The organism is Streptomyces sp. NPDC002825, from assembly GCF_040295385.1.
Taxonomy (GTDB): Bacteria; Actinomycetota; Actinomycetes; order Streptomycetales; family Streptomycetaceae; genus Streptomyces.
On record NZ_JBEOVH010000004.1, the window covers coordinates 227,964 to 240,918 of the forward strand.

Annotated in this window: 11 protein-coding genes; 10 read left to right on the forward strand and 1 reads right to left on the reverse strand. The window is 71.7% G+C overall.

From position 1 onward, the window contains the following. Positions 1–23 precede the first annotated feature (23 nt). Positions 24–563 carry a beta-class carbonic anhydrase gene (locus ABT041_RS07775; RefSeq protein ID WP_351180636.1) on the reverse strand — a complete coding sequence of 180 codons (540 nt, stop codon included), beginning with the start codon at positions 561–563 and terminating at the stop codon, positions 24–26. 278 nt (positions 564–841) lie between these two features. Here ABT041_RS07775 and rsmH point away from each other — a divergent pair, with 278 nt between their 5' ends. From rsmH to ABT041_RS07825, 10 genes are all read left to right on the forward strand, one after another. Continuing rightward, on the forward strand, positions 842–1,798 hold the full coding sequence (gene rsmH / locus ABT041_RS07780) for a 16S rRNA (cytosine(1402)-N(4))-methyltransferase RsmH (RefSeq protein ID WP_351180639.1): 957 nt from the start codon (positions 842–844) through the stop codon (positions 1,796–1,798). Next, positions 1,795–2,496 (forward strand): cell division protein FtsL, encoded by a 702-nt coding sequence (gene ftsL, locus ABT041_RS07785; RefSeq protein ID WP_351180642.1) that lies wholly within the window; start codon positions 1,795–1,797, stop codon positions 2,494–2,496. Before rsmH ends, ftsL begins: the two co-directional genes overlap by 4 nt. Positions 2,497–2,503: 7 nt before the next feature. Further along, positions 2,504–4,486 carry a peptidoglycan D,D-transpeptidase FtsI family protein gene (locus tag ABT041_RS07790; protein WP_351180645.1) on the forward strand — a complete coding sequence of 661 codons (1,983 nt, stop codon included), beginning with the start codon at positions 2,504–2,506 and terminating at the stop codon, positions 4,484–4,486. A 16-nt stretch (positions 4,487–4,502) separates the two neighbouring features. Next, entirely contained in the window at positions 4,503–6,176 is a 1,674-nt protein-coding gene (locus ABT041_RS07795; protein ID WP_351180648.1) for a UDP-N-acetylmuramoyl-L-alanyl-D-glutamate--2,6-diaminopimelate ligase, read from the forward strand. Positions 6,177–6,180: 4 nt separating this feature from the next. Further along, complete coding sequence (locus ABT041_RS07800; protein ID WP_351180649.1) at positions 6,181–7,605, forward strand: UDP-N-acetylmuramoyl-tripeptide--D-alanyl-D-alanine ligase; 1,425 nt, start codon at positions 6,181–6,183, stop codon at positions 7,603–7,605. After that, positions 7,602–8,672 carry a phospho-N-acetylmuramoyl-pentapeptide-transferase gene (gene mraY, locus ABT041_RS07805; RefSeq protein ID WP_351180652.1) on the forward strand — a complete coding sequence of 357 codons (1,071 nt, stop codon included), beginning with the start codon at positions 7,602–7,604 and terminating at the stop codon, positions 8,670–8,672. The genes ABT041_RS07800 and mraY overlap by 4 nt, the downstream gene beginning before the upstream one ends. After that, a complete protein-coding gene (gene murD, locus ABT041_RS07810) occupies positions 8,654–10,093 on the forward strand; it encodes a UDP-N-acetylmuramoyl-L-alanine--D-glutamate ligase (protein ID WP_351180655.1) in 1,440 nt (479 codons plus the stop codon). The genes mraY and murD overlap by 19 nt, the downstream gene beginning before the upstream one ends. A gap of 55 nt (positions 10,094–10,148) precedes the next feature. Further along, positions 10,149–11,489, forward strand: coding sequence for a putative lipid II flippase FtsW (gene ftsW / locus ABT041_RS07815; RefSeq protein WP_351180658.1), 1,341 nt, complete (start codon positions 10,149–10,151; stop codon positions 11,487–11,489). Between the two features lie 6 nt (positions 11,490–11,495). Continuing rightward, positions 11,496–12,581 carry an undecaprenyldiphospho-muramoylpentapeptide beta-N-acetylglucosaminyltransferase gene (gene murG, locus ABT041_RS07820; RefSeq protein ID WP_351180661.1) on the forward strand — a complete coding sequence of 362 codons (1,086 nt, stop codon included), beginning with the start codon at positions 11,496–11,498 and terminating at the stop codon, positions 12,579–12,581. Between the two features lie 36 nt (positions 12,582–12,617). Continuing rightward, positions 12,618–12,955: FtsQ-type POTRA domain-containing protein (locus ABT041_RS07825; RefSeq protein WP_351180664.1), on the forward strand; the 338-nt coding region annotated here is incomplete at its 3' end.

The window sequence follows — 12,955 nt, forward strand, 5'->3', positions numbered from 1 at the left end:
GGGAAATGCCAGGGTTTGACGGTTTACGCCGGGTCGATCTCGCGCAGCAGACCCGTGGTCACGTCGAAGACGAAGCCCCGGACGTCGTCCGAGTGCAGCAGGAAGGGGGAGGTCCTGACCCGCTGCATCGACTGGCGGACGTCCTGGTCGACGTCGCGGAAGGCCTCGACCGCCCAGGCGGGGCGCTGGCCGACCTCGTCCTCCAGCTCGTGCCGGAAGTCCTCGGTGAGCGATTCGAGACCGCAGTTCGTGTGGTGCACCAGCATCACGCTGCGGGTGCCGAGGGCCCGCTGGCTGATGGTGAGCGAGCGGATCACGTCGTCGGTGACGACACCGCCCGCGTTGCGGATGGTGTGGCAGTCGCCGAGTTCAAGGCCGAGGGCCGCGTGCAGGTCGAGACGGGCGTCCATGCAGGCGACGACGGCGACGCGCAGTACGGGCCGCGCGTCCATTCCGGGGTCGGTGAAATCCGAGGCGTAGCGTTCGTTGGCCTCGACGAGACGGTCGGTGACCGTGGCGCCGGTGCGTATGGCGTCGGCAGAGGGGTGCGCGGAGGTCGACATGATTCCGACGGTAATGGTCACGCCCCTTTCCGGCCCGCTGTGAGAGGGGACAAAGAACATCAATGAGTCTTGTTGTGAGCTAACCCACAGGTGGGGCCGCCCGGGTTCCGCGACCCGCCAGTCGGTTGATTGACCGGCGGGTCCCGTGGACTAAAGTGACGCGGAGTTCACGGAGACAACGAGCGATTTTCCGCGGTTTCTCCCCCGTGTGTGCGGCGGTACCTACGGCTCGGCCTCTCCCGCGGTACGTGCCTCCGCGCCGGATCTGAGAGGGCGCATTGAGCAACGACCGACACGTCCCGGTGATGCTCCAGCGGTGCCTGGACATGTTGGCCCCCGCCCTGCAGCGCCCCGGCGCGGTCGTCGTCGACTGCACCCTGGGCCTCGGAGGCCACAGCGAGGCCCTCCTGCAGCGGTTCCCCGAGGCGCGGCTCGTCGCCCTCGACCGCGACAAGGAGGCCCTGCGGCTCTCCGGCGAGCGGCTCGCCCCGTACGGGGACCGGGCCACCCTCGTCCACGCCGTGTACGACGAGCTGCCCGAGGTCCTCGACCGGCTCGGCATCCCCAAGGTGGACGGCGTCCTCTTCGACCTGGGCGTCTCCTCCATGCAGCTGGACGAGGCCGACCGCGGCTTCGCCTACGCCCAGGACGCCCCGCTCGACATGCGCATGGACCAGACGACCGGCATCAGCGCGGCCGAGGTCCTCAACACCTACCCGGCCGGCGAGCTGGTCCGGATCCTGCGGGCGTACGGCGAGGAGAAGCAGGCCAAGCGGATCGTCTCCGCGATCGTGCGCGAGCGCGACAAGGAGCCCTTCACCAACAGCGCCCGGCTCGTCGAGCTCATCCGCGACGCGCTGCCCCAGGCTGCCAAGCGCACCGGCGGCAACCCGGCGAAGCGCACCTTCCAGGCCCTGCGCATCGAGGTCAACCACGAGCTCGACAGCGTCGAGAAGGCCATCCCGGCGGCCGTGAAGGCCCTCGCCGTCGGCGGCCGGGTGGTCGTCCTCTCGTACCAGTCCCTGGAGGACCGGATCGTGAAGGGCGTCTTCGCGGCCGGCGCGGCGACCACCGCCCCGCCCGGGCTTCCGGTCGTCCCCGAGAAGTACCAGCCCCGGCTGAAGCTGCTCACCCGCGGCGCCGAGCTGCCCACGGAGGAGGAGGTCGCCGAGAACCGGCGCGCCGCCCCGGCCCGGCTCCGGGGCGTCGAGCGCATCCGGGAAGACGTCCTGTGAGCACGGCGAAGGGGCCCCTCAAAGGGCGGGCCGCGCGGCTCGGACGGCTCATGCCGTCGGGGCCCAGCTCGGCCGCCCGCACCCCCTTCGTCCTGCTCGTCGTCGTGCTGCTCGGCGGCGGACTCATCTCCCTGCTCCTGCTGAACTCGGCGCTCAACCAGGGCTCCTTCAAGCTGAACGAGCTCAAGAACAAGACCACCGAGCTCACCGACGAGGAGCAGGCGCTCCAGCGGGACGTCGACGACTACGCGGCCCCCGACGCCCTGGAGCGGCGGGCCCGCGAGCTCGGCATGGTCCCGGGCGGCAGCCCCGCCTTCCTCGGCCCGGACGGCAAGGTCCTGGGCGAGCCCTCGGTGGCGGTCGCCCCGAAGCCGACCCCGAAGCCGAAGCCCCCGAAGCCCGCCGTCAGCCAGAAGACGCCGGCGCCCACCGGGACCACGCCCGCCACCCGGACCGACTTCTCGACGGATCCCCGTACGTTCGACGGCCCGGCGACCACCGGAACAGCACTGGCGAACCCCGACACAAGCCCGACCAGCACCTTTCCTCCCGGCGGAAGTGCCACCAGCCCGGGCCCCACCGGGGCCGGCCAGGCGTGGACGATGCCGGGGCCAGATGTCCAGGACCGCGAGGCACGGACAGGGCCGGTGCCAGAGGCCCCAGTGACCGCACCCGAACCGCAACAAACCGGCAGGTGACCGAGCAGTGCCCTCCAAGGAGCCCCCGCGCCGTCGCGTCCCCGGCCCCGCGCGGCCCGCGCGTCCCCGGCCCGCCTCCGCCGGAGCCCGTACGCCGGGAGCACGTCCGTCCCGGCCCGCCCCGCGCCCGGCGGGGAAGCGGCCCCCGGCCCGGCAGCCCCGCACCATCCGGCTCGGCAGCCCGCGGCCCCGGCTGCGGCTGATCTCCCTCGGCCTGACCCTCGTCATGCTGGTCTTCGTGGTGCGGCTGCTCCAGGTCCAGGCGGTCGACGCCTCCGCGTACGCGGCGAAGGCCGACAAGTACCGCTTCCAGGAGTACACGCTCTCCGCCGAGCGGGGCGAGATCACCGACCGCAACGGCATCGCGCTCGCCGCCAGCGTCGACGCGTACGACATCACCGCCGACCCCAAGCTCTTCACCCGCGAGGAGTCCAAGCTCGCCGACGCCCCCGAGCAGGCGGCCGCGCTCCTCGCCCCGATCCTCGGCAAGCAGCCCGCCGAGCTCGCGAAGAAGCTCCGCACCCCCAAGTCCCGCTACACCCTCCTCGCCCGCAAGCAGACCCCGCAGGTCTGGAACCAGATCAAGGACCTCAAGAAGGTCTACGGGCAGAAGGCGCAGGCCGTCGGCGGCAACGGGATCAACCTCCTCGGCGGCATCCTCAGCGAGCCCAGCACCAAGCGCGTGTACCCGAACGGCGAACTCGCCGCCGGGATACTGGGCTACGTCAACGCCGAGGGCAAGGGCGCCGGCGGCGTGGAGTCCATGCTCGACGCGGAGCTCGCCGGCAAGGACGGCAAGATCCGCTTCACCCAGTCCGGCGGCCGCCAGGTGCCCACCGCGGGCTCCCAGGGCACCCCCGCCGTCCCCGGCTCCGACATCGAGCTGACCATCGACCGGGACATCCAGTGGGCCGCCCAGCAGGCCATCACCGAGCAGGTGAAGAAGTCCAGGGCGGACCGCGGCTACGTCGTCGTGCAGAACACCAGGACCGGCGAGGTCCTCGCCATGGCCAACGCCCCCGGCTTCGACCCCAACGACCTCTCCGCCGCCAACGCCGCCGCCATGGGCAACGCCGCCCTCCAGGACGCCTACGAGCCCGGCTCCACCGCCAAGGTGATGTCCATGGCCGCCGTCCTGGAGGAGGGCAGGGCGACCCCCGACACCCACGTCACCGTCCCCAACCGGCTCCACCGCGGCGACCGGCTCTTCAAGGACGACATCGACCACATCACCTGGTACCTGACCCTCAACGGCGTCCTCGCCAAGTCCAGCAACATCGGCACCATCCTCGCCACCGGCCAGCTCGGCAAGGACCAGCCGGAGGCCAACCGGGTCCTCCACTCGTACCTGCGCAAGTTCGGCATCGGCAGCCCCACCGGCCTGGACTTCCCCGGCGAGACCCCCGGCATCCTCGCCAAGCCCCAGGACTGGTCCACCTCGCAGCAGTACACGATCCCCTTCGGCCAGGGCCTCTCCGTCAGCGCCATGCAGGCCGCCTCCGTGTACTCGACCATCGCCAACGGAGGCGTACGGATCGAACCGACCCTCGTGCGCGGCACCAAGGGCCCCGACGGGCGCTTCACGGCGGCCCCCGCGCCCAAGGAGTCCCGCGTCGTCAGCGAGAAGACGGCGAAGACCCTCGCCCGGATGCTGGAGTCCGTCGTCAAGGACCGGGAGGGCACCGGCAGCAGGGCCGCCATCCCCGGCTACCGCGTCGCCGGCAAGACCGGCACCGCCAACCGCGTCGACCCCGAACTCGGCCGCTACAAGGGCTACACCGCCTCCTTCGCGGGCTTCGCCCCGGCCGACGACCCGCAGATCACCGTCTACTGCGCCATCCAGAACCCCACCAAGGGCAGCTACTTCGGCGGCCAGATCTGCGGACCCATCTACAAGAAGGTCATGGAGTTCGCCCTCAAGACCCTCCACGTCGCGCCCACGGGCAGCGAACCCGCCCGACTGCCGGTCACCTTCGAACCCACCCCGTGACACTCCGGGAGCACCAGTGACAACGATCACCCCCCATTCCGGGAACCGGAAATCGAACTCCGGCGAGGCCCCGGGCTCTTTTGGCCCCGCACAGGGTGCGCCCGGTACGCTCACCGCCGTGCCACACGCTGATCAGTACCGAAACGCCCCACCCCGGCCGGAGCAGGCCCGCCCGACACCCCTGGGCGACCTGGCCGCGCAGCTGGGGGCCGACGCCCCCCAGGACGCCGAGATCTCGGGCATCACGCACGACTCGCGGGCCGTGCGCCCCGGTGACCTGTACGCGGCCCTGGCCGGCGCCCGCACCCACGGCGCCGACTTCGTCGCCCAGGCCGCCGGACTCGGCGCCGCCGCGATCCTCACCGACCCGGCGGGCGCCGAGCGCGCCGCCGCGACCGGCCTCCCGGTCCTGGTCGTGGAGAACCCGCGCGGCCGGATGGGCGAACTCGCCGCCGCGATCTACGGGCGCCCCGGCGAGGACCTCCTCCAGATCGGCATCACCGGCACCTCCGGCAAGACCACCACCGCGTACCTCGTGGAGGGCGGCCTGCGCGGCTCCGGACGCAGGACCGGCCTCGTCGGCACCGTCGAGATGCGGATCGGCGACGAACGCATCAAGTCCGAGCGCACCACCCCCGAGGCCACCGACCTCCAGGCGCTGTTCGCCGTCATGCGCGAGCGGGGCGTCGAGGCCGTCGCCATGGAGGTCTCCAGCCATGCCCTGGTGCTCGGCCGGGTCGACGGATGCGTCTTCGACGTCGCCGTCTTCAACAACCTCAGCCCGGAGCACATGGAGTTCCACTCCGACATGGAGGACTACTTCCGGGCCAAGGCCGGGCTCTTCACCCCCGAGCGCAGCCGCCTGGGCGTGATCAACCTCGACGACGCCTACGGCCGCAGGCTCGCCGGCGAGGCGACCGTCCCGGTCGTCACCTTCTCCGCCGAGGGCCGCCCCGAGGCCGACTGGCGCGCCGAGGACCTCGTCCTCGGCTCCCACGACTCGACGTTCACCGCCGTCGGCCCCGAGGGCGAGCGGATTGCCGCCACCGCCCCGCTGCCCGGCCCGTTCAACGTCGCCAACGCCCTCGCCGCGATCGCCACCCTCGCCGCCGCGGGCCTCGACCCGAAGGCGGCCGCCGAGGGCGTCGCCGCCGTCCCCGGCGTACCGGGCCGCCTGGAGCGGGTCGACGCCGGCCAGCCGTACCTCGCCGTCGTCGACTACGCGCACAAGACGGACGCCGTCGAATCGGTCCTGCGCTCCCTGCGCGAGGTCACCGAGGGCCGGCTGCACGTGGTCATCGGCTGCGGCGGCGACCGGGACTCCACCAAACGCGGCCCGATGGGCGCCGCCGCGGCCCGGCTCGCCGACACCGCCGTCCTCACCTCCGACAACCCCCGCTCCGAGGACCCCCTGGTGATCCTCAGCGCCATGCTCGCCGGCGCCGCCGACGTGCCGGCGGGGGAGCGCGGGAACGTCCTGGTCGAACCCGACCGGGCCGCCGCGATCGCCGCCGCCGTCGCCCGCGCACGGCCCGGCGACACCGTCCTCGTCGCCGGAAAGGGCCACGAGCAGGGCCAGGAGATCGCCGGGGTCGTACGCCCCTTCGACGACCGTCAGGTCCTGCGCGAGGCGATTCTCAGCCAGCAGAGCCAGCAGGACGCACACCGTCACGAGAACAGTCAGGGATGAAGCAGTGATCGCCCTCTCCCTCGCCGAGATCGCCGAAATCGTCGGCGGGCAGGCGCACGACATACCGGATCCGGCCGCCCGGATCACCGGCCCCGTCGTCATCGACTCCCGCGAGGTGCGGGCCGGCAGCCTCTTCGCGGCCTTCGCCGGTGAGCACGTCGACGGCCACGACTACGCGGAGCGCGCCGTCGCGGCCGGAGCGGTGGCCGTGCTCGCCGCCCGGCCCGTCGGCGCCCCTGCCATCGTCGTCGACGACGTCCAGACCGCGCTGGGGGCCCTCGCCCGCACGGTCGTGGAGCGGCTCGGCACCGATGTCGTCGCCCTCACCGGCTCGGCCGGCAAGACCTCCACCAAGGACCTGATCGCCCAGGTCCTCGACCGGCACGCGCCCACCGTGTGGACGCCCGGCTCGCTCAACAACGAGATCGGCCTGCCGCTCACGGCGCTCCGCGCGAGCGACGAGACCCGGCACCTGGTCCTGGAGATGGGCGCCCGCGGCATCGGCCACATCCGCTACCTCACGGAGCTCACCCCGCCCCGCATCGGCCTCGTCCTCAACGTGGGCACCGCCCACATCGGCGAGTTCGGCGGCCGCGAGCAGATCGCCCAGGCGAAGGGCGAGCTCGTCGAGTCCCTCCCCTCCGCCGAGGACGGCGGGATCGCGGTCCTCAACGCCGACGACCCGCTCGTCCGCGCCATGGCGAGCCGCACCAAGGCCCGCGTGACCCTCTTCGGCGAAGCGGACGAAGCGGCCGTACGGGCCGAGAACGTCCACCTCACAGAGAACGGACAGCCTTCTTTCAGGCTTCACACACCCACCGGGTGCAGTGACGTGACCTTGCGCCTGTACGGTGAGCACCACGTGTCGAACGCGCTCGCAGCGGCCGCCGTCGCGCACGAGCTGGGCATGCCCGTCGAAGAGATCGCCACCGCGCTCTCCGAGGCGGGCACCCTGTCGCGCTGGCGCATGGAGGTCACCGAGCGTCCGGACGGCGTGACGATCGTCAACGACGCCTACAACGCGAACCCCGAGTCGATGCGAGCCGCCCTGCGCGCGCTCGCGGCCATGGGCAGGGCCGCACAGGCCCGAGGGGCTCGTACGTGGGCGGTGCTCGGCAAGATGGCCGAGCTCGGTGACGCATCGCTCGTCGAGCACGACGCGGTCGGACGGCTCGCCGTCCGGCTCAACGTCAGCAAGCTCGTGGCGGTCGGGGAGAGGGAAGCTTCCTGGCTGCAACTGGGCGCATATAACGAGGGTTCGTGGGGTGAGGAGTCGGTGCACGTGTCCGACGCGCAGGCGGCTGTCGACCTGTTGCGCAGTGAGCTGCGTCCGGGGGATGTCGTCCTTGTGAAGGCTTCCAGGTCGGTCGGTCTCGAAAAGGTCGCGCTGGCGCTCCTCGACACCGAGGGCGAGGTCACGGGCCGATGAGGCAGATCCTCTTCGCGGGGGCCATCGGGCTCTTCCTGACCCTGATCGGCACGCCGCTGCTGATCAAGCTCCTTGCCCGCAAGGGGTACGGGCAGTTCATCCGGGACGACGGCCCGCGCGGTCACGCCGGGAAGAAGGGCACGCCCACCATGGGCGGCATCTCCTTCATCCTGGCCACGCTCATCGCGTACGCGCTGGCCAAGGTCATCACCGGTGAGGACCCGACGTACTCGGGCGTCCTGGTGCTGTTCCTCATGGCCGGCATGGGCCTGGTCGGCTTCCTCGACGACTACATCAAGATCGTCAAGCAGCGTTCGCTCGGTCTGCGGGCCAAGGCGAAGATGGCCGGCCAGCTGATCGTCGGCATCGCCTTCGCCGTGCTCGCGCTGCAGTTCGCGGACCTGCGGGGCAACACCCCGGCCTCCACGAAGCTCTCCTTCATCACGGACTTCGGCTGGGCCATCGGCCCGGTGCTCTTCGTGGTCTGGGCGCTCTTCATGATCCTGGCCATGTCCAACGGCGTGAACCTGACGGACGGTCTGGACGGTCTGGCCACCGGCGCCTCGGTGATGGTCTTCGGCGCGTACACCTTCATCGGGCTCTGGCAGTTCCAGGAGTCCTGTGCCAACGCGATCACGCTGACCAACCCCAACGCCTGTTTCGAGGTCCGCGATCCGCTCGACCTCGCGGTCGTCGCCTCCGCGCTGATGGGCGCCTGCTTCGGCTTCCTGTGGTGGAACACCTCGCCCGCCAAGATCTTCATGGGTGACACCGGCTCGCTCGCCCTCGGCGGCGCCCTCGCCGGTCTCGCCATCTGCTCCCGTACGGAGCTCCTGCTGGCTCTGCTCGGCGGCCTGTTCGTACTGATCACGATGTCCGTGGTCATCCAGGTCGGCTCGTTCAAGCTGACCGGCAAGCGCGTCTTCCGGATGGCCCCCCTCCAGCACCACTTCGAACTCAAGGGGTGGTCCGAGGTCCTGGTCGTCGTCCGGTTCTGGATCATCCAGGGCATGTGCGTGATCGTGGGCCTGGGCCTCTTCTACGCGGGATGGGCATCGGAAAAGTGACAGAACAGCTCGACTGGAACGGCAAGAAGGTCACCGTCGCGGGGCTCGGGGTCTCCGGCATCCCGGCCGCCCGCGTCCTGCACGGCCTTGGCGCGCTCGTGACCGTCGTCAACGACGGCGACGACGAGCGCTCCCGGGCCCAGGCCGCCGAACTGGAGGCGGAGGGCATCACCGTCCGCCTCGGCGACGGGGCGACGCTGCCGGCCGGCACCGAGCTGATCGTCACCACCCCCGGCTGGCGGCCCGACAAGCCCCTCTTCACGGCCGCCGCCGAGGCGGGCGTGGAGATCTGGGGCGACGTCGAGCTCGCCTGGCGGCTCCGGGGCCCGGACGCCGCCCCCTGGCTCGCGGTCACCGGAACCAACGGCAAGACCACCACCGTGCGGATGCTCGCCTCCATCCTGGAGGCGGCCGGTCTGCGGACCGCCGCCGTCGGGAACATCGGCGTCTCGCTCCTCGACGCCGTCCTCGGCGAGCAGGAGTACGACGTGCTCGCCGTCGAGCTCTCCAGCTACCAGCTGCACTGGGCGCCGTCCGTCCGCGCCCACTCCGCCGCCGTGCTCAACCTCGCGCCCGACCACCTCGACTGGCACGGCACCATGGAGGCGTACGCCGCCGACAAGGGCCGCATCTACGAGGGCAACCAGGTCGCCTGCGTCTACAACGTCGCGGACAAGGTCACCGAGGACCTGGTGCGCGAGGCCGACGTCGAGGAGGGCTGCCGCGCGATCGGCTTCACCCTCGGCACCCCCGGACCCTCCCAGCTCGGCGTCGTCGAGGGCATCCTCGTCGACCGGGCCTTCGTCGAGAACCGGCAGAAGAACGCCCAGGAGCTCGCCGAGGTCACCGACGTCCAGCCGCCGGCCCCGCACAACATCGCCAACGCCCTCGCCGCCGCCGCCCTCGCGCGCGCCTTCGGCGTCGAGGCGAAGGCCGTACGGGACGGCCTCAAGGCCTTCCGGCCCGACCCGCACCGCATCGAACTGGTCGAGGAGGTCCAGGGAGTCACGTACGTCGACGACTCCAAGGCCACCAACACCCACGCCGCGGAAGCCTCGTTGGCCGCCTACGACCCGATCGTCTGGATCGCCGGCGGCCTCGCCAAGGGCGCGACCTTCGACGCGCTCGTCCAGCGGTCGGCGAAGCGCTTGCGCGGCGCCGTCCTCATCGGCGCCGACCGCGCCCTGATCCGCGAAGCCCTGGCGCGACACGCCCCGGAGGTCCCGGTGGTGGACCTCGACCGGACCGACACTGGGGCGATGTCCGAGGCGGTCCGCGAGGCGGCCCGGCTCGCCCGGCCGGGGGACACGGTCCTGCTCGCCCCGGCCTGCGCCTCGATGGACATGTTCACCAACTACAACAAGCGGGGCGAGGCCTTCGCGGACGCCGTCCGCGCCCTCGCCGCCACCGGGGACGCCTGACCCGACCAGCGGGAGGGTCCGGCCGGACCGGGCACGACTGGAGGGGACAGCGACCATGCCGAGCAAGATCGCCGGGACACGCCGGCCTTCCGCCGTACGCGGCGGAGGGCGGGCCCCCGCGACCCCGCGGCGGGCGCGCGGCGGAGGCCCGCGAGGGCTGTACGAGCGGCTCCGCAAGGCCTGGGACCGGCCCCTCACGGCGTACTACGTGATCATCGGCGCGGGGCTGCTCATCACCACGCTCGGCCTGGTGATGGTCTACTCCGCCTCGATGATCACGGCGCTCCGCTACGACCTGGTGCCCTCCTACTTCTTCCGGAAGCAGTTCATCGCCGCGCTCCTCGGCACCGGACTGCTCCTGGTCGCCTCCCGGATGCCGGTCAGACTGCACCGGGCGCTGGCCTACCCGATCCTGGTCGGCGCGGTCTTCCTGATGGTCCTCGTGCAGATCCCCGGGATAGGGCACGCGGTCAACGGCAACCAGAACTGGATCTCCCTCGGCGGCCCCTTCCAGCTCCAGCCCAGCGAGTTCGGCAAGCTGGCGCTGATCCTGTGGGGGGCCGACCTGCTCGCCCGCAAGCAGGACATGCGACTGCTGACCCAGTGGAAGCACATGCTGGTGCCGCTGGTGCCGGGCGCCTTCATGCTGCTCGGGCTGATCATGCTCGGCGGCGACATGGGCACCTCGATCATCCTCGCGGCCATCCTCTTCGGCCTGCTGTGGACGGCCGGGGCGCCCACCCGGCTCTTCGTCGGCGTCCTCACGGTCGCCGGCGCGATCGGCGTCCTGCTGATCAAGACGAGCGACAACCGGATGAAGCGCTTCGACTGCATCGGAGCGACCGACCCCGGCGGTGAGGGAGCCCCCTGTCTGCAGGCCGCGCACGGAATCTATGCTCTGGCCTCGGGCGGATGGTTCGGTTCCGGACTCGGCGCGAGCGTCGAGAAATGGGGCCAACTCCCTGAAGCACACACCGACTTCATCTTCGCGGTCACCGGTGAGGAACTGGGGCTCGCGGGGACGCTGTCGGTACTCGCCCTGTTCGCGGCTCTAGGCTATGCGGGTATCCGCGTGGCCGGAGGCACGGAGGACCCCTTCGTGAGGTTCGCCGCGGGAGGTGTGACCACCTGGATCACGGCTCAGGCCGTGATCAACATCGGTGCGGTGCTCGGCCTGCTGCCGATCGCCGGTGTCCCGCTCCCGCTGTTCTCCTACGGAGGGTCGGCCCTGCTGCCGACCATGTTCGCCGTCGGGCTCCTCATCGCCTTCGCGCGACAGGAACCCGCCGCGAAAGCGGCCCTGGCCATGCGCCGCCCCGGCTGGGGCAAGCGGGCCGGGAAGAGATGGAAGTCGATGCGACGGCGCGTCAAGAAGCGCCCGTCCGGAGAGCGGTGAATTTCGGTGCATGTCGTACTCGCCGGTGGGGGGACCGCCGGCCACATCGAGCCCGCGCTCGCCCTCGCGGACGCCCTGCGCAGGCAGGACCCCAGCGTGGGGATCACGGCGCTCGGCACGGAGAAGGGTCTGGAGACCCGGCTCGTGCCCGAGCGGGGCTACGAGTTGGCGCTCATCCCCGCCGTACCGCTGCCCCGCAAGCCCACCCCCGAGCTGATCACCGTCCCCGGGCGGCTGCGCGGCACGATCAAGGCGGCCGAGCAGGTCCTGGAGCGCACCAAGGCGGACTGCGTGGTCGGCTTCGGCGGCTATGTGGCCCTGCCCGGCTATCTCGCGGCCAAGCGCCTCGGGGTGCCCATCGTGGTCCACGAGGCCAACGCCCGGCCCGGCCTGGCCAACAAGATCGGTTCGCGGTACGCGGCCGGGGTCGGCGTCGCCACCCCGGACAGCAAGCTCCGCAACGCCCGTTACATCGGCATCCCGCTGCGGCACACCATCGCGACCCTCGACCGGGCGCGGGTGCGGCCCGAGGCGCGCGCCGCCTTCGGCCTCGACCCGAACCTGCCGACGCTGCTGGTCTCCGGCGGTTCGCAGGGCGCCCGGCGGCTCAACGAGGTGATCCAGCAGATCGCCCCGGTGCTGCAGCGCTCCGGCATCCAGATCCTGCACGCGGTCGGCCCGAAGAACGAACTGCCGCGCGTCGACAACATGCCCGGTATGCCGCCGTACGTGCCGGTACCGTACGTGGACCGGATGGATCTCGCGTACGCCGCGGCCGACATGATGCTCTGCCGCGCGGGCGCCATGACCGTCGCCGAGCTCTCCGCCGTCGGGCTGCCCGCCGCGTACGTCCCGCTGCCCATCGGCAACGGCGAACAGCGGCTCAACGCCCAGCCGGTGGTCAAGGCGGGCGGTGGACTCCTCGTCGACGACGCGGAGCTGACGCCGCAGTGGGTGCAGGGCAACGTCCTGCCCGTACTGGCCGATCCGCACCGGTTGTACGAGATGTCCCGCGCCGCCGCCGAGTTCGGCCGCCGGGACGCCGACGACCTGCTCGTCGGCATGGTGTACGAGGCGATCGCCTCCCGCTAGCAGACACGGCGGGGGACTGAGGGCAGGAGGCGCGGGGTGGCAGCCGGACCGACGACCGCGGAGAAGAGCGGTACCAGCAAGTCGAAGGGGTCGTCGGAGCGGTCGTCCGGCGCCGGCGCCCGGAACCGACGGTTCCGGGTGCCGGCCCCCCGGCTGCTCCTCGTGGCGCTCGGCCTCGTCGCGCTCGTGGCCGGCGGGGTCTGGGCGCTCTACGGCTCGACCTGGTTCCGTGTGGAACGTGTGAAGACTTCCGGCACCCGGGTCCTGACCCCGGCCGAGGTCGAGGCCGTCGCCGCCGTCCCGATGGGCGCCCCGCTCGTCACCGTCGACACGGACGCGATCGAGGCCCGGCTCCGGCAGAAGCTGCCGCGGAT

Bases quoted from the DNA above. Each gene is read 5' to 3' on its own strand.
- ABT041_RS07775 (WP_351180636.1), bottom strand. From the start codon at position 563: ATGTCGACCTCCGCGCACCCCTCTGCCGACGCCATACGCACCGGCGCC.
- mraY (WP_351180652.1), top strand. From the start codon at position 7,602: ATGAGGCAGATCCTCTTCGCGGGGGCCATCGGGCTCTTCCTGACCCTG.
- murD (WP_351180655.1), top strand. From the start codon at position 8,654: ATGGGCATCGGAAAAGTGACAGAACAGCTCGACTGGAACGGCAAGAAG.
- ftsW (WP_351180658.1), top strand. From the start codon at position 10,149: ATGCCGAGCAAGATCGCCGGGACACGCCGGCCTTCCGCCGTACGCGGC.